Source organism: Alphaproteobacteria bacterium HT1-32, assembly GCA_009649675.1.
GTDB lineage: Bacteria > Pseudomonadota > Alphaproteobacteria > Rhodospirillales > HT1-32 > HT1-32.
Genome location: WJPL01000001.1, coordinates 1,064,614 through 1,080,082, shown reverse-complemented (window position 1 = coordinate 1,080,082; position 15,469 = coordinate 1,064,614). Strand labels below are relative to the sequence as shown.

Sequence of the window (15,469 nt, the reverse complement as noted above, 5' to 3'; positions counted from 1 at the left end):
TGATTATACCCCGGCTGGTCCCCAACCAGCCCGCCGCCGGGCCACTTACCCCCGGCTCTGGCGGCAAAGCATCCGGCGACGGCGGGTGGCAGGCCATTGACGACATGTCTCCTCAACCTGTCTGCCCGCCGCTCATCGGATGGCCTTCTGAACAGGCTTTCAGACACGGCAAACCCCCGGAAATCAAAAAGGCCCGACGCTGTTGCATCGGGCCTTTTCCGGATCTGGTGGAGCTGAGGGGAATCGAACCCCTGACCTCTACAATGCCATTGTAGCGCTCTCCCAACTGAGCTACAGCCCCGGAACTTTGTGCGGCGGGATAATTAGGGAGTGTTGGGCCCCCGTGCAAGCCTAAATGATCAGGACCTGTCCGTATCGTCGTCGCTGCCGATGTTTTCCCGTACTTCCGACAGGTCATCATCGTCATCGCCGCCGATGTCTGACGTGTCTTCGATCAGCGACTCGTCATCATCATCGTCATCATCGTCATCATCAATCAGATCATCATCATCATCGACTTCCACGACTTTCTTCAGTTTTGCCTTTGCGCGCGATTTCGCAGCGTCATTAGGCGACTGAGTCTGGCGTTTGAGTTTCATGGATGCCAGCGGGTCATGTTCAGTGCCGCATTTGGGGCAGATGATCGGCGTTTTTGCGAGGTCGTAAAATTTTAACCCGCAGGATCCGCAAAGTCGTTTTGCGCCGCGTTCCGGTAACATCTGATGCACTCTCCATCCGTCTTGACAGTCTTGACCAGCTTGGTCTTCGGGGCGTTTGCCATGATCGTTGCTCGCTGTCAAAAGTAAATCTTGTCTCGGCCGAAATTAGATCAAAGGGGTCGCGGCATGCGGAGGTTCGTGATATTCCCGCCGCTCACAGTATTTCATGCGACAAGGCAGAAAAATGCAGCCTTTTGAGTCTCGCCCTTCACGGGGACTTCAGGGTGTCGTCTCGGCTCCCGGCGACAAGTCAGTTTCACATCGTAGTCTGATGCTCGGCGGCCTCGCCGTCGGGGAGACGACGATTACCGGCCTGCTGGAAGGCGAGGATGTTCTGGCCACGGCTGATGCCATGCGCGCCTTTGGTGCAGAGATCAGCCGTGACGCGGACGGGGTCTGGCATGTGCATGGCCGGGGAATCGGTGCCTTGCGCGAGCCGGTGGACATCATCGACATGGGCAATGCCGGAACCGGTGTGCGTCTGCTGATGGGCATTGCAGCCACGCATCCGGTTACGGTGGTCTTTACCGGGGATGCGAGCCTGCGTCGCCGTCCGATGGAACGTATTGCGGCGCCGCTCCGCCTGTTTGGCGCTGAATTCACGGGGCGGGAGGGGACGCTGTTGCCGCTGACGGTCAGGGGAGCCGCGAATCCGCTGCCGGTTGAGTATGAAACCCCGGTGGCGTCGGCCCAGGTGAAATCTGCTGTTCTGCTGGCCGGACTGAACACGCCGGGCCGCACGACGGTAGTGGAACGGGTACAGACCCGCGATCATACTGAACGGATGCTGACCCATTTCGGGGCGGTGGTTAAGACGGAAACTCTGGCAGATGGTGGGGCCCGTATCACGCTGGAAGGTCAGCCGGAACTGACCGGGCGTGCGGTTGTTGTGCCGGGTGATCCCAGTTCTGCTGCATTTCCGCTGGTTGCGGGCCTGCTGACGGAAGGGTCGGAGGTTGTGGTGCGTAATGTTGGCCTCAATCCCGGCCGGATCGGCTTGTTCACGACGCTGCGTGAAATGGGGGCAGATATCACCTTCCTGAACGAACGGGTCGAAGCCGGAGAGCCGGTTGCTGATATCCGCACGCGTTACAGCCGCCTGACGGCGGTTGAGGTACCGGCGGGCCGGGCGGCTTCCATGATTGATGAATATCCGGTCCTTGCTGCTGCGGCTGCAACAGCAAAGGGTATCACCCGGTTTGTAGGGGTTGGTGAATTGCGGGTTAAGGAAAGCGACCGGCTGGCACTGGTTGCTGCGGGGCTGACACAATGCGGGGTAGAAGTGGAGGAAGGGCCGGACTGGCTGACCATAACCGGCTGCGATGGCCCGCCGCCGGGTGGGGCAGAGGCAGTGGTTACCAGCCTCGATCACCGTATCTGCATGGCCTTTCTGGTCTTCGGGCTGGCCTGCCGCAAACCGGTTGCCATTGATGACGCGGCACCCATTGCCACCAGCTTTCCCGGTTTTATCGACCTGATGCAGGGACTGGGCGCTGACCTGTCCGGAATTGCACCGTGAGTATTGTCATCGCCGTCGATGGCCCGGCAGCCTCGGGAAAGGGCACGTTGTCAAAATGGCTGGCGGAACATTTCGGTTTCGATCACCTGGACACCGGCCTGCTGTACCGGGCGGTCGGTGCGATCTCCGAAGCAACCGGCAGAGACCCGGTGGAGATAGCGGCCGGCCTGAAGCCGGAAGACCTGGAACAGCCGGGACTGCGCAGCGCAGATGCGGGCGAGGCGGCATCGGTTGTTGCGGCCCTGCCGGCTGTGCGGGAACGGTTGCTGGAATTCCAGCGCAATCTGGCCGCAAACCCGCCCGGCGGACGCGGTATCGTTATTGATGGCCGCGATATCGGCACCGTCATCTGCCCGGATGCTGCTGTGAAACTTTTTGTCACGGCATCTGCTGAAGAACGGGCGCGTCGCCGTCATCGGGAACTGGCCGGACGTGGCGAGACGGTGACATTTGAAACTGTTCTCCGGGATATCCGGTCGCGTGACAAACGGGACAGCGAACGGGAAACGGCACCGCTGATGGCGGCGCCTGATGCGGTCCGGATTGATACGACAGATCTGGATATTGAGGCTGCCTGTGCAGCAGGACTTGAAGCCTGTCAGGGTCTGCCTGAAGGCTGACCCGGATTGCCGCCTCAGAAACAGACTCCGCTTCCGCAGATATGAATCGGGTAAATTTTCTCAATATATGGCGGAATTCGTTGTTTTTCGGAGGATTCGCTTGACTTGACGCAGCCGCCGCGCAAATTGCACGCCGCGTAAGGGCCGCAAGAGCCTGAAAGCGGTGCTAATCAGCCAATTTTCCAACAGAGACCGCCGGAGACAACCGGCAGGCCAGATAAATGATCGAAAGGACGAATTATCTATGGCGAATACAGCAGCGGACACGATGCCCGCAATGGACGAAGACTTTGCCGCGATGCTCGACGAAGCCGTCGGCGAAGACGGTTTTGAAGGTTCGGTGCTCAAGGGCACCATTGTTGCCACCGACAACGAAGATGCGATTGTCGATGTAGGCCTGAAATCTGAAGGCCGTGTTTCCCTCAAGGAATTCCGCGCCCCCGGTGGCGGCGTTACGATCAAGGTCGGCGACATTGTCGACGTCTTTGTCGAACGCTACGAAGACAAGGACGGCAATATCATGCTGTCCCGCGAAAAGGCCCGCCGCGAGGAAGCCTGGAAAGAACTGGAAAAGTCTTTCGAAAACACCGAGCGCGTTACCGGTCAGATCTATGGCCGCGTAAAGGGTGGTTTCACTGTCGACCTGAACGGCGCCGTGGCCTTCCTGCCGGGCAGCCAGGTGGATATCCGCCCGGTTCGCGATGTAACCCCGCTGATGGGCAACCCGCAGCCGTTCCAGATCCTCAAGATGGACCGCAGCCGTGGCAATATCGTTGTCTCGCGCCGTGCCGTGCTGGAAGAAACCCGCGCCGAAGCCCGTACCGAACTGGTTGCCAACCTCACGGAAGGCCAGGTTCTCGAGGGCGTGGTCAAGAACATCACCGATTACGGTGCGTTCGTTGATCTCGGCGGCGTTGACGGCCTGCTGCATGTCACCGACATCGCATGGCGTCGTATCAACCACCCGACCGAAGCTCTGCAGATCGGCCAGACGGTGAATGTTCAGGTTATCCGCTTCAACCCGGAAACCCAGCGCATCAGCCTTGGCATGAAGCAGCTCGAGGCCGATCCGTGGGATGGTGTCGAAGCCAAATATCCGGTTGGTACGAAGTTCACCGGCCGCGTGACCAACATCACCGACTACGGCGCGTTCGTCGAGCTGGAGCCGGGTGTCGAAGGTCTCGTCCATGTGTCCGAAATGAGCTGGACCAAGAAGAACGTCCATCCGGGCAAGATCGTTTCCACCTCGCAGGAAGTGGAAGTCATGGTTCTCGATGTGGATCCGCAGAAGCGCCGCATCAGCCTTGGCCTGAAGCAGACGATGTCGAATCCCTGGGACGACTTCGCCGAGAACTTCCCGGCAGGTACCGCCATCGAAGGCGAGATCAAGAACATCACCGAATTCGGTCTGTTCGTGGGTCTGTCCGGCGATATCGACGGTATGGTTCATACCTCGGACATCCGTTGGGATGCCACCGGCGAAGAAGCTCTCGAAGGCTTCAAGAAGGGCGATATGGTCAAGGCCAAGGTCCTCGACGTGGATGTGGAGAAAGAACGCATCAGCCTCGGCATCAAGCAGCTCGAGAATGATCCGTTTGAATCTGCCATGGACGGTGTCAAGAAAGGCGCGATCGTCACCTGCACGATCACTGTCGTTCAGGACAACGGCATTGAAGTTCTGGTCAACGACTCGATCACCGGCTTCATCCGCAAGTCCGATCTGTCCCGTGATCGTTCGGAACAGCGTCCGGATCGTTTCGCCACCGGCGAGAAGATCGACGCCAAGATCACGCAGATCGACAAGGCTACCCGTAAACTGACGCTGTCGATCAAACAGCGCGAAGTCGAAGAAGAAAAGAAGGCGATGGAAGACTACGGATCCTCGGATTCGGGTGCCTCGCTGGGCGATATTCTCGGTGCAGCGCTGCGCGAGAAACAGGTCGGCGACAAGCCGGACGACGAGTCCTGATCCGGACTGTCGTTCATAGCTGCAGAATGTCGGCGGTGATGGCTCATGCCAGTTGACGCCGACATTCTTTTCGACCGGCGGCGGCTCAAGCGTAAACTCGTCTTCTGGCGGGTGCTTGGTGCCGTCGCCCTGGTCGGGCTGGTCTTCAGCCTGATCTGGCGATTTGCTGAGCCTGGCGGCCCGCTGGGCGATCATGTTGCCACCCTGACGGTTGCCGGTGTCATTACCGATGATCAGGACCGTCTTGAACTGCTTCAGTCCATTGAGGAAGACGACAGTGCCCGTGCGCTGATCGTGTATATCGACAGCCCCGGCGGAACCTTTGTCGGTGGCGAAACCCTTTATCTTGCCCTGCGACGGGTGGCCGAACATAAACCGGTTGTTGCCGTGATGCGCGAGATGGCGGCATCCGGCGGTTATATGACGGCGCTTGGCGCAGATCGCATCTTCGCCCGTGAGGGCACGATTACCGGCTCCATCGGTGTCATCATGCAGACAGCGGATGTGACGGGACTGCTCGACAAGCTCGGCATCAAGCCGGAGGCGATCAAGAGTTCCCCGCTGAAAGCAGCACCCAGCCCGCTTGAGGAAACCACTCCGCAGGCCCGGATCGCCATGCGTTCAATCATCAACGACATGTACGGGGCCTTCCTGGAAATGGTTGTTGATCGTCGCCCGCTGCAACCGGCAGAAGCCGGAAAGCTGGCTGACGGCCGCGTCTTCACCGGGCGTCAGGCGGTTGCGAATGGTCTCATCGACGCTATCGGCGGCCTGCGGGAAGCCCGGCTGTGGCTGGAAGAGACGCATCAGGTGTCCCGCGACCTGCCGATGAGCGACATGACGCCCAGCGTCGAGGATGATCTGGTACAGCGTCTGGTTTCATCGGCAATCGGGAATAGCGGTGCTTCCTCTGCCCTTCGCCTTGACGGTCTTCTCTCGGTTTGGCACCCTCAACTTCGTTGATTTTGACGGCCTTGCAATTAGGCCGGTCAGCGGGTGCGATGTTTTGTTGCGCAGGGGGAGTAAGGGAATATGACGAAATCAGAGCTGGTCACCCGACTGGCGGAACTTAATCCGCACCTTTATCATCGGGATGTCGAGCGTATCGTTACGACAATCTTTGATGAAATCAGCGAGGCGCTGACCCGGGGAGACAGGGTTGAGCTTCGTGGATTCGGTGCGTTCTCGGTAAAAAGCCGTGATGCCCGTGTCGGTCGCAATCCGCGTACCGGTGATGCGGTCAAGGTGGACGCGAAGTCCGTACCGTTTTTCAAGACCGGCAAGCAGTTGCGCGAACGGCTGAACAATAACGGCTAGATGGCGGATATCCCCCGCCTGATCTGAAGGATCGTAATGAAGCGCTATATCTACTGGTTGTTTGCCGCGCCGATCGGGCTGCTGGTTTTGTTGTTTGCGCTGTCAAACCGGACGCAGATTGATCTGCTGCTCTGGCCATTACCCTTCGAAATGGTGGGGGTGCCGATCTTTGCCCCGATTCTGCTGGCCTTTGTTGTCGGCTTTCTGACCGGCGGGGTTCTCATCTGGCTGACGGGCCACCGCTGGCGTGCACAGGCGCGTGACCGTCAGCACCAGATTGCCAGCCTGCAACGTCAGGTCGAAGACCTGAAACGCAACACACAGGCCATGCAGGTTGTCCGCCGTGCCGCAGAGGCGACCCGGGGTGTGACAGACAGCGAAGAAAAACCCGCAGCCTGAACGCGACAGGCGTATGCAGGCCAGTTGTCCTCCCGGACGGTGGTCGCAATGACAACCTGCTCTAGGCGAACAGCTCTTTCAGATTGACGGAGCTTTTATGCCCCAGATCGCTGAAATTATCTTCCAGCCACTGACCGGCAGTGTCCCGGCCGAGATCACGCAGCCAGGTCAGAAACTCCCATTCCGCGTTCATCTTTGACGAAGCTGACAGATCGATCATTTCCCGGTCACCGGCGATGCGGTGCAGACGCACCTGTTTGTAATCATCATGGGACAGCCGCCCGTCATCAATCAGCCGGGAGACGAAATCGATGGCCCGGAATTCCTTCATCAGGGAAGCGTTGAAGGTAATCTCGTTCATCCGGTTCATGATTTCCCGTGCCGTCTTCGGGGTATGTTTGCGCTCGATCGGGTTGATCTGCACCAGCAGAAGATCGTCTGTCTGACAGGCATTGAAAAAGGGAAACAGCGCCGGGTTGCCCATATAGCCGCCATCCCAGTAGGGCACACCGTCGATCTCTACCGCCTGAAACAGGAACGGCAGACAGGCAGACGCCATGATTGTATCGGCCGTGATCTCGTGATTTTCAAATACACGCACGCGGCCGGTATGAACATTGGTTGCCGAGATGAACAGCTTCGTCGTCTTGCAGGCCCGGACCCGCTCAAAATCGATGCGTTCCGAGATGATGTCGGCCAGCGGATTGATGTTCAGCGGGTTCAGGTCATAGGGCGAGGCGACCCGGCTGAGCATATCCATGAACAGATAGCCCGGTGAGTCGTCGAGGCTCCAGTTGCCAAAGAACATGTTCAGGGGCGTACGTTGCAGGGGACTGCCCGTTGCCGCACGGCTGACCGCCTCCCAAAAATCGAGCAGTTCGGCACGGGCTCCGTCCGCACCACCCTTGACCAGTCCTTCAGCCAGCACCACGGCATTCATGGCGCCGGCACTGGTGCCGCTGACAGCCTCGAACTCAATTCGGCCGTCTTCCAGCAACCGGTCCAGTACGCCCCAGGTAAAGGCCCCGTGTGAGCCGCCACCCTGCAGGGCCAGATTGACCGGACGCTGGTCACGGCTTCCGGTTGTCGTCCTGCGCTTGCCCGGAAGTGTCACTGGGCAGTCCAGCCTCCGTCAATCGACAGGATTCCGCCGGTCATGGATTTGTTGTCGCGACGGGACAGAAAAACAGCCAGTTCGCCGATTTCTTCTGTGCCGACGAATTCCTTGGTTGGCTGCCCGGCCAGCATCACATTGTTGATGACTTCATCTTCGGAAATCCCGCGGCTTTTCGCCGTATCAGGGATTTGTGCTTCGACGAGGGGTGTCAGCACATAACCCGGACAGATCGCATTGACCGTAATGCCGTCCCTGGCGACTTCCAGAGCAACGGTTTTTGTCAGCCCGGCAATACCATGCTTGGCCGCGACATAGGCCGCCTTGTAGGGCGAGGCTACAAGCGCATGGGCAGATGCCAGATTGATGATCCGGCCAAAACCACGGCGCTTCATGCCGGGAATGACGGCTTTCGTGGTGTGAAAGGCGGATGTCAGGTTGATACCGATGATGGCGTTCCATTTGTCATCGGGAAATTCCTCAATCGGGGAGACATGCTGAATACCGGCATTGTTGACCATGATATCGACCGAACTCCAGCGGGCTTCGGCCTCTGCCACCATGGCGCGGATTTCTGCCGGTTCCAGCATGTTGGCACCGTTGAAGCAGACATCGACGCCCGTTTCATCAGCGAGGTCGGCGCGTGTTTTTTCGATCTCGGCGGCATCACCAAGGCCGTTCAGCATCACGTTTGCGCCGGCTTTGGCGAGTGATGTGGCCATGGCAAGGCCGATGCCGCTGGTGGAGCCGGTGACAATAGCGTTCATTCCCGAGAGCATGGCAGTTCCTTCTTATGTGAGGTCTGGAAATTGTTGCATTGCAACAACAGTTGGCCTGTGTTGTCGATTTGGCAAGCCCGGATGATGAACAGGGAGGCCGCCTAGCTGCGCATCCAGGCGTTGCCCCAGAGATTAAGCGCCCGCGGCCCATGCGCCCATGTGCGGACTTCAGTTTCCGCCGGTACGGTTTCCAGTTCGGCGGACAACTCAATCTTGTAGCCCCAGGGGTCTTCAATCATGAAAAACAGGTTGTTGCCGACGCCATGCCGCCCCGGCCCCCACCAGATCTGAATATCGCGTTCCGCCAGCCGGTCGGCCCAGTCGCGAATATCGTTCCAACACTCAACCTCATAGGCATGATGGTCGGGACGGGTACTGTCGGCACGGAAAACAGCAAAGCTGTGATGTTCCGGATCGGACCGGTAAAAAGCTGCGGTGACAGGCCGTTCATCAGCGGTTTCATCAACGACATAGTCTGACGGGCGAAAACCCAGGGTTTGTTCGTAGAAGCGGATCATCTGTCCGAGATCCGTTGTCGCAACGACGACATGCTGCAGCCTGCCGGGCGGTGTGGTGTCCGCGGGAACAGGCAGCATGATGTCCGGATCTGTGATGCCGAACTGAATGTCCCGTCCATCCGGATCGGCGACGGCAAATCCGTCGGCCAGAAAGGGCGAGCCATGCGGTTTCAGGTTCAGCCCGCCTGCGGTGAGGGCAGCGCGGTAGCGTTCCAGCGCCGCCGCAGTTTCAAACCGGAAGGCCGATCCGGTCTGGTCGAACTGTTCGCCGGGACGGATGACGATGCGACGCCCGGGACCGCTCAGAAGGAAAGACTGGCCTTCCGTCTGCTGTGCCGCCAACCCCAGAACCGAGCCATAAAAATCCGCCATCTGCGCCGGATCCGGGCAGATGAAGGTGAGGTGGTCAAGCTGCGCGCCCCACAGGGCGTCTGAAAGATCATCCGTCATGTTTGCAGTCTAGATGAAAGCAGGACCGTAACACCAGATCGAAGAGACCGGGATGTTATGGTCCTGACAGCCGATCAGGCGGCAAGCATGCTTTCAAGTTTGGCCGTTGCCTTGTCCTTGTCGATTTTCTCGACAGCGGCGAGTTCGCAGGCCAGCCGGTCAATAGCAGACTCATACATCTGCCGTTCGGAATAGGACTGTTCGGACTGGCCTTCGCCACGATGCAGGTCGCGGACAACCTCGGCAATCGAAACGGGATCGCCCGAATTGATCTTGGCTTCATACTCCTGTGCCCGGCGCGACCACATGGTCCGCTTGACCCGGGCCTTGCCCTTCAGGGTCGTCAGGGCGGAGTCGATGATCTTCCGGTTCGAAAGCCGGCGCAAACCCGAGTTTGCGGCCTTTTCAACCGGAACCCGCAGGGTCATCCGGTCCTTTTCGAAGGTGATAATAAACAGTTTGAGTTCGTGTTCACCGATGGTCTGTTCTTCGACGCCAACGACCTTGCCGACACCATGGGTCGGATAGACAACGAAATCACCGATATCAAACGCCAATTCCTGAGACATTCGCTCAATTTACCTCAATGTTATACCCGTTGTCCGACTGCTGGCTCACCGGACAGTCACAGGCCCCGGGCCCGTGTATCTGGTCGCCGCAATGGGAAGACAAAAAGCTGACTGACGTCCAGTCAGCTCACGCCGGAAACTGGTTTTCCAATATCCGGACACAGAAAAACCGACCGCTTTTGACGGTCAGTTTCCCGGTTATAACACAAAAATGAAGAAAAAGACAGATCGATGTTGCAGGCGCGAAATTGCCGCCCAGATCAGTCTCCGCTGCCCGGATTGTCGCTCAGCATTTCGCGTTTGTTCGGTTTGCCGTCCCACTCCGCTGCGTCTGCCGGCGGTGTGCCCTGACGGGTAATGTTCGGCCATTTCTCCGAATAATCGCGGTTCAGCTCGATCCAGTCCTCGGTACCGCCTTCGGTATCGGGCAGAATGGCTTCAGCCGGGCATTCCGGTTCACAGACACCACAGTCGATACATTCATCCGGGTGGATCACCAGCATGTTCTCACCCTCGTAGAAGCAGTCCACCGGACAGACTTCGACACAATCCATGTATTTGCACTTGATGCAGTTCTCGGTAACGACGTAGGTCATCTTTCTCTCCGGCCCATTGCCTCTGATCGGGAGTATTAAAATCCGACTGATGGTTTATTCCGCGATTCCCAGTCGCGCAAGCACCCGTTTCCGGGCGGCACCGCTTTCCGTGTCCGGAACATAGAGCAGCCCGGCCACCCGGCGGACCAGATGCGCTTCATAATCATGTAAAACATTGTCGGCATAGGCGACATGCCAGAGATGCTCGACGATCTCGATACGTCCGGCCTCGTCGAACCTGTCTTTGACCGCGCGGGTGAAGCGATAGATATCGGATGTTGCTTCCCGCTGCGCGACAGATTCCTCAATAAGGTGGACGGCGTCGGCGGCGCTGTAATCAAACCGGTCCTGCAGGATGGCGGCAATGGCGCGGCGTTCATCCGTGGTGAATTCACCATCCATCATGGCGGCTTCGACCAGCAGGGCAGAGGTGGCGAGTGCTATATCGCGTTCGCGGCTGCGCCGGTCTTTCGGGCGACTGTTGGCGTCATCGAGGCCAAGCAGATTTTTGATAGCGTCGAGCATGTTTACGGCGTAGCACAGCTTTTGCGGCGGCTCAATCCACAGCAGTCGACAGGCGGTGCATCGGGGGGTATTGGTCAGTGACTGAAGGCACAGGAGGACAGAAACGTGACAGGTTATTCGGATACATTCAGTCAGGATCCACGCCGCCATGCACCGGCGACCGAACGTAACCGTGAGCCGATTCTGGCTGTTCTGAAGACACTGATCACAGGCCCGGCGACGATTCTGGAGATCGCCAGCGGTACCGGCCAGCATGCGGTCTGGTTTGCCGGGAGGCTGCCGGATGTGACCTGGATTCCCTCGGATGCGGATGAGGAAATGCGGGCTTCAGTCGCGGCCTGGGCGCGGCGCGAGAAGGTTCGGAACATCGCCCTGCCGCCCCGGGTCATTGATGCCCGTGCCCGGCGCTGGAACATGGAATCAGTCGATGGCGTATATTGCGCCAACATGATCCATATTTCCCCCTACAGTGCCTGCGAAGGGCTGATCAAGGGGGCAGGCGCCTGTGTGAGGCCAGGTGGCTTTCTGATGCTGTATGGCCCCTATAAGGTTGAGGGAGAGCATACCGCCCCCTCCAATGCCAGTTTTGACGAAACGCTCCGCAGTCAGAATGCGGATTGGGGCATTCGCGATCTGGAAGCGGTGACGGCACTGGCAGAAGCGGCCGGGTTTGAGCCGGAAGAACCGGTGGAGATGCCCGCGAACAACCTGTCGGTGATCTTCCGGAAGCTCTAGGGTGCAGAGTGTCCCCTAAATCGGTTCACCCGCCAGCAGCCGTGGCAGGTCGCCTGTGGTGCCCATGGCGTGGCGCATGAACAGGCGTCTGAGGCCGGGCAGCCGGTTTACGGCGCCGAGGCCGAGGTCGCGGGCCAGCCTGACGGGCGGAATATTGTTCGAGAACAGGCGATTCAGAACATCGGTCACGCCAAGCATTGCGGTGTTGTCGAAATGCCGCCAGCGCTGATAGCGCGCCAGCACGTCTGCCCCGCCGATATCCAGTCCGACCCGGCGGGCATTGACCAGTTCTTCAGCCAGTGCCGCCACGTCGCGCAGGCCCATATTGAAGCCCTGCCCGGCAATCGGGTGGATGCCGTGGGCAGCATCTCCGGCGAGGACGAGGCGCGGTGCGATATACTTTTCCGCATGGACGACGCCCAGCGGCCAGGACCAGCGCCCGCCTTCGGTCGTGACCTCTCCCAGAAAGTCGCCGAACCGGCTGCGCAGTTCCGCTTCAAACCCGGCCTGGTCCAGTTGCATGATGGCGGCTGCGATATCTGATCGTTCAGTCCAGACAATGGATGACCGGTGCCGGCCTTCGCGATCCGGCAAAGGCAGAATGGCAAACGGCCCGGCAGGCAGAAAGCGTTCATGGGCTACATTGTCATGCGGGTGTTCGTGTATCGCGGTGCAGACGATTCCCGTCTGGTTGTAAGTCCATTCACTGGTGCGGATGCCAGCCTGGGTGCGCAGCCGGGAGTTCCGGCCATCGGCAGCGACCAGCAGAGCAGCAGACATCTGACAGTCTTTGCCGGTTGTCACCCGGACATCTGCGGGTTCTGCCTGCCATGAGGTTACCGTATCGCCGTGATGCCAGCGGATGTTCGGGTGGTTCAGGGTGGCTCCGAGGAGGGCCCGGCGGATCGCCTGGTTTTCAACAATCCAGCCCAGCGGCTCGTCCCCCACTTCGCGATGGTCATAGTGAAGGTAAAGCGGTGACGCGCCGTCTGTGATCCGGATATCGCGGATTTCCCCGGCATCGGGCAGCATATCCTCCCAGACCCCCAGCATGCCGAACATGCGGCGCGAACTGTAGGCAATGGCTGAGGAGCGCCCGTCATAGCTGGCGTTGAGATAGTCTCCGGGATGCCCCTGATCGATGATTGCCACGGACAGCCCGTTCCGGGCCGCAGCCAGCGCCAGTGTGGCGCCAACCAGTCCGCCACCGGCGATGATCAGGTCGGTGACATCCTCAGATCGGGGAGATTTGGGTGCAATGGCCATCGGAAGACTTTCTCAAGCTTAAAGAATGGGCAGTTCTGGAGCGCTGTGAATGCATAAAAAATAAGCACTCATATTATGATGATCAAAAAGTAACCACATCGTTTGACCGCCAATCGGGCAGAACATCATCAATGTCGCCTAATAACTAACTGTTTTCACTGTGTTTTCAATGAAAAACCGGATTCCGGCACGGTTCTTGTTAGGTGATGTTGCAGCGCAAAACCGCAAGCTGAGCGTCTTTATCCCCGGTGATGAGGCAGAAGGCTGAGGTGGGGTGCGTAGTAATCCGGTCCGACCGGTGGTTGCCAGGGGGCAGCGACAGGCCGGGAGCGACACACAACAAAGGGAATAAATCCGATGAAGCTGATCATGGCAATCATCAAGCCCTTCAAGCTGGAGGACGTCCGCGAAGCGCTGACACCTCTCGGCGTGCAGGGGCTTACCGTCAGTGAAGTTAAGGGGTTCGGCCGTCAGAAAGGTCAGACCGAAATCTATCGTGGTGCTGAATATCAGGTGAATTTCCTGCCGAAGGTGAAGATTGAAATCGCAGTTGACGATTCACTCGCCGAACAGGTGGTGGAGACGATCCAGTCTGCAGCGCAGACCGGCAAGATCGGCGACGGGAAGATTTTCGTATTCGGCCTCGACGAGGCGGTGCGGATCCGGACCGGCGAGAAAAACACCGAAGCGCTGTAAAGGGACATATGTAATGACAAAGCTCGACAAGCTTATGAAAGTCGGCCTGCCCGCGGCGATTGCGGCCTTTGCGCTCGCAGCCCCGGCTCAGGCTCAGGAAATCAACGAAGATCCGTTTATCTTTAACAGCCTGTCCTTCCTGATCTCCGGATTTCTGGTGATGTGGATGGCCGCTGGCTTCTGCATGCTGGAAGCAGGGCTGGTTCGTACGAAGAATGTGGCGACGATGTGCGTCAAGAATATCGCACTCTATTCGATCGCCGGTATCATGTATTACATCGTTGGCTATCAGCTGATGTATGCGGATGTCTCCGGCTTTTTCGGTTCGCCGGGTATGTGGAGTGCCGGTGAAGCCGAAGCCGCTCTTTCGGCCGGTGCCGATGGCGCACTTGCGGCCCTGCTGGGTGGCGAAGACGGCGCCGGTTATGCAGCGGGTTCCGACTGGTTCTTCCAGATGGTGTTCGTTGCCACGGCGGCATCAATCGTCTCCGGTACGCTGGCCGAGCGGATCAAGCTCTGGCCGTTCCTGCTGTTCGTGGTGGTTCTGACCGGTGTGCTCTATCCGATTCAGGGTTCCTGGTCATGGGGCGGCGGCTGGCTGTCCGAAGGCGGCTTCCTCGATTTCGCCGGTTCGACCATCGTGCACAGCGTTGGCGGCTGGGCGGCCCTGACCGGTGCCCTCATCCTCGGTGCGCGTAAGGGCAAGTATGTCAATGGCCGGGCGATGCCGATCCCCGGTTCGTCGATGCCGCTGGCGACACTCGGTACGTTTATCCTGTGGCTCGGCTGGTTCGGCTTCAATGGCGGTTCGCAGCTGGCACTGGGTTCTGCGGCCGACGTGATTGCGATCTCCAACATCTACATCAACACCAATCTGGCCGCGGCCGCCGGTGTTGTGATCGCCATCATCATGACGCAGCTTCTGTATGGTAAGGTTGACCTCTCCATGGCGCTGAACGGCGCGCTGGGTGGTCTGGTTGCCATCACCGCCGAGCCGCTGGCTCCGGCACCGTGGCTTGCCATCGTGATTGGTGCCATCGGTGGTGCGCTGGTCGTGATCGCTGTGCCGCTGCTCGACAAGCTGAAGATCGATGATGTCGTGGGTGCAATCTCCGTCCATCTGGTCGCGGGTATCTGGGGCACGCTGGCTGTGCCGCTGTCCAATGGTGACGCCACCTTCGGTGCGCAGATCATGGGTATCGTCGGCGTCGGCGTCTTCATGATCGTCACCAGCTCCGCACTCTGGATGCTGCTGAAATTCACCATCGGTATCCGGGTATCGGAAGAAGACGAAGATATGGGCCTCGACCGGGCAGAGCTCGGTATGGAAGCCTATCCGGAATTCGGTCGCGGGTCGCAGACTCTCAACTGATAACTGTTCTGGCAGTGAGTGACTTGAGGGGGCTTCGGCCCCCTCTTTTTTTGTTAAAATTTCAGCAATTGCATATTTATTAATCAGTTTGATGGGGCTGAGTTGCCCGATTTCGTCCTGAATGTCGCCAATTTAGGCAGTTTGTTCCCGTTTTCTCGTTCCCGGCACAGAACTTGATAGGGAGTCTCCTCAAAACAGGCGTCGTCGTGGGGACGGCGCAAAGAGGAGACGCGGATTGTGCAGAAGAAACTCTACCTGACGGCGATAACCGGCCTGACCCTGCTTGCCAGCACTGGCAGTGCGCTG

General features: G+C 58.8%; 17 protein-coding genes and 1 tRNA gene. 9 read left to right on the top strand and 9 right to left on the bottom strand.

The features are described from left to right. Positions 1-225: 225 nt before the first annotated feature. Positions 226-301 (bottom strand) — tRNA-Ala (locus GH722_05145). Positions 302-359: 58 nt separating this feature from the next. Beyond that, positions 360-719, bottom strand: a complete 360-nt coding sequence (locus GH722_05140) for a TIGR02300 family protein (protein ID MRG71145.1) — start codon at positions 717-719, stop codon at positions 360-362. Between the two features lie 184 nt (positions 720-903). On the opposite strand from GH722_05140, the gene aroA reads away from it, so the two are divergent. From aroA to GH722_05110, 6 genes are all read left to right on the top strand, one after another. Next, positions 904-2,238, top strand: a complete 1,335-nt coding sequence (aroA, locus tag GH722_05135; GenBank protein ID MRG71144.1) for a 3-phosphoshikimate 1-carboxyvinyltransferase — start codon at positions 904-906, stop codon at positions 2,236-2,238. After that, positions 2,235-2,858 carry a (d)CMP kinase gene (locus GH722_05130; protein MRG71143.1) on the top strand — a complete coding sequence of 208 codons (624 nt, stop codon included), beginning with the start codon at positions 2,235-2,237 and terminating at the stop codon, positions 2,856-2,858. Before aroA ends, GH722_05130 begins: the two co-directional genes overlap by 4 nt. 244 nt (positions 2,859-3,102) lie before the next feature. Continuing rightward, positions 3,103-4,827 (top strand): 30S ribosomal protein S1, encoded by a 1,725-nt coding sequence (rpsA, locus tag GH722_05125; protein ID MRG71142.1) that lies wholly within the window; start codon positions 3,103-3,105, stop codon positions 4,825-4,827. Between the two features lie 45 nt (positions 4,828-4,872). Further along, the gene (gene sppA / locus GH722_05120) at positions 4,873-5,790 is read left to right on the top strand and encodes a signal peptide peptidase SppA (protein MRG71141.1); all 918 of its coding nucleotides are present in this window, start codon (positions 4,873-4,875) and stop codon (positions 5,788-5,790) included. 69 nt (positions 5,791-5,859) lie between these two features. Next, a complete protein-coding gene (gene ihfB / locus GH722_05115; GenBank protein MRG71140.1) occupies positions 5,860-6,144 on the top strand; it encodes an integration host factor subunit beta in 285 nt (94 codons plus the stop codon). Positions 6,145-6,180: 36 nt separating this feature from the next. Then, a complete protein-coding gene (locus GH722_05110; protein MRG71139.1) occupies positions 6,181-6,543 on the top strand; it encodes a DUF1049 domain-containing protein in 363 nt (120 codons plus the stop codon). Positions 6,544-6,604: 61 nt separating this feature from the next. Here the strand turns inward: GH722_05110 and GH722_05105 are convergent, their stop codons facing one another. The 6 genes from GH722_05105 to GH722_05080 form a co-directional block, all read right to left on the bottom strand. Then, the gene (locus tag GH722_05105) at positions 6,605-7,657 is read right to left on the bottom strand and encodes a patatin-like phospholipase family protein (GenBank protein ID MRG71138.1); all 1,053 of its coding nucleotides are present in this window, start codon (positions 7,655-7,657) and stop codon (positions 6,605-6,607) included. Further along, positions 7,654-8,436 carry a 3-hydroxybutyrate dehydrogenase gene (locus tag GH722_05100; GenBank protein ID MRG71137.1) on the bottom strand — a complete coding sequence of 261 codons (783 nt, stop codon included), beginning with the start codon at positions 8,434-8,436 and terminating at the stop codon, positions 7,654-7,656. The genes GH722_05105 and GH722_05100 overlap by 4 nt, the downstream gene beginning before the upstream one ends. A gap of 101 nt (positions 8,437-8,537) precedes the next feature. After that, positions 8,538-9,404 (bottom strand): glyoxalase, encoded by an 867-nt coding sequence (locus tag GH722_05095; GenBank protein ID MRG71136.1) that lies wholly within the window; start codon positions 9,402-9,404, stop codon positions 8,538-8,540. Between the two features lie 74 nt (positions 9,405-9,478). After that, a complete protein-coding gene (locus GH722_05090) occupies positions 9,479-9,973 on the bottom strand; it encodes a CarD family transcriptional regulator (GenBank protein MRG71135.1) in 495 nt (164 codons plus the stop codon). A 260-nt stretch (positions 9,974-10,233) separates the two neighbouring features. Further along, positions 10,234-10,569 (bottom strand): DUF3470 domain-containing protein, encoded by a 336-nt coding sequence (locus GH722_05085; protein ID MRG71134.1) that lies wholly within the window; start codon positions 10,567-10,569, stop codon positions 10,234-10,236. A gap of 54 nt (positions 10,570-10,623) precedes the next feature. Beyond that, positions 10,624-11,094: a TerB family tellurite resistance protein gene (locus GH722_05080; GenBank protein ID MRG71133.1), complete on the bottom strand. Its 471-nt coding sequence runs from the start codon at positions 11,092-11,094 to the stop codon at positions 10,624-10,626. A 105-nt stretch (positions 11,095-11,199) separates the two neighbouring features. On the opposite strand from GH722_05080, the gene GH722_05075 reads away from it, so the two are divergent. Beyond that, positions 11,200-11,829, top strand: a complete 630-nt coding sequence (locus tag GH722_05075) for a DUF938 domain-containing protein (protein ID MRG71132.1) — start codon at positions 11,200-11,202, stop codon at positions 11,827-11,829. Positions 11,830-11,844: 15 nt separating this feature from the next. Here GH722_05075 and GH722_05070 read toward each other — a convergent pair whose 3' ends face one another. Continuing rightward, positions 11,845-13,095, bottom strand: a complete 1,251-nt coding sequence (locus GH722_05070; GenBank protein ID MRG71131.1) for an FAD-binding protein — start codon at positions 13,093-13,095, stop codon at positions 11,845-11,847. Positions 13,096-13,452: 357 nt separating this feature from the next. On the opposite strand from GH722_05070, the gene GH722_05065 reads away from it, so the two are divergent. Both GH722_05065 and GH722_05060 read left to right on the top strand, forming a co-directional pair. Next, the gene (locus GH722_05065; GenBank protein ID MRG71130.1) at positions 13,453-13,791 is read left to right on the top strand and encodes a P-II family nitrogen regulator; all 339 of its coding nucleotides are present in this window, start codon (positions 13,453-13,455) and stop codon (positions 13,789-13,791) included. Between the two features lie 13 nt (positions 13,792-13,804). Next, a complete protein-coding gene (locus tag GH722_05060; protein MRG71129.1) occupies positions 13,805-15,163 on the top strand; it encodes an ammonium transporter in 1,359 nt (452 codons plus the stop codon). The last annotated feature ends 306 nt before the right edge of the window (positions 15,164-15,469 follow it).

Coding starts and splice junctions, on each gene's coding strand:
- GH722_05100 (MRG71137.1), bottom strand. CDS start 8,436: ATGCTCTCGGGAATGAACGCTATTGTCACCGGCTCCACCAGCGGCATC.
- GH722_05070 (MRG71131.1), bottom strand. CDS start 13,095: ATGGCCATTGCACCCAAATCTCCCCGATCTGAGGATGTCACCGACCTG.
- ihfB (MRG71140.1), top strand. CDS start 5,860: ATGACGAAATCAGAGCTGGTCACCCGACTGGCGGAACTTAATCCGCAC.
- GH722_05065 (MRG71130.1), top strand. CDS start 13,453: ATGAAGCTGATCATGGCAATCATCAAGCCCTTCAAGCTGGAGGACGTC.
- GH722_05095 (MRG71136.1), bottom strand. CDS start 9,404: ATGACGGATGATCTTTCAGACGCCCTGTGGGGCGCGCAGCTTGACCAC.
- sppA (MRG71141.1), top strand. CDS start 4,873: ATGCCAGTTGACGCCGACATTCTTTTCGACCGGCGGCGGCTCAAGCGT.
- GH722_05085 (MRG71134.1), bottom strand. CDS start 10,569: ATGACCTACGTCGTTACCGAGAACTGCATCAAGTGCAAATACATGGAT.
- rpsA (MRG71142.1), top strand. CDS start 3,103: ATGGCGAATACAGCAGCGGACACGATGCCCGCAATGGACGAAGACTTT.
- GH722_05080 (MRG71133.1), bottom strand. CDS start 11,094: ATGCTCGACGCTATCAAAAATCTGCTTGGCCTCGATGACGCCAACAGT.
- GH722_05140 (MRG71145.1), bottom strand. CDS start 719: ATGTTACCGGAACGCGGCGCAAAACGACTTTGCGGATCCTGCGGGTTA.
- GH722_05110 (MRG71139.1), top strand. CDS start 6,181: ATGAAGCGCTATATCTACTGGTTGTTTGCCGCGCCGATCGGGCTGCTG.
- GH722_05060 (MRG71129.1), top strand. CDS start 13,805: ATGACAAAGCTCGACAAGCTTATGAAAGTCGGCCTGCCCGCGGCGATT.
- GH722_05090 (MRG71135.1), bottom strand. CDS start 9,973: ATGTCTCAGGAATTGGCGTTTGATATCGGTGATTTCGTTGTCTATCCG.
- aroA (MRG71144.1), top strand. CDS start 904: ATGCAGCCTTTTGAGTCTCGCCCTTCACGGGGACTTCAGGGTGTCGTC.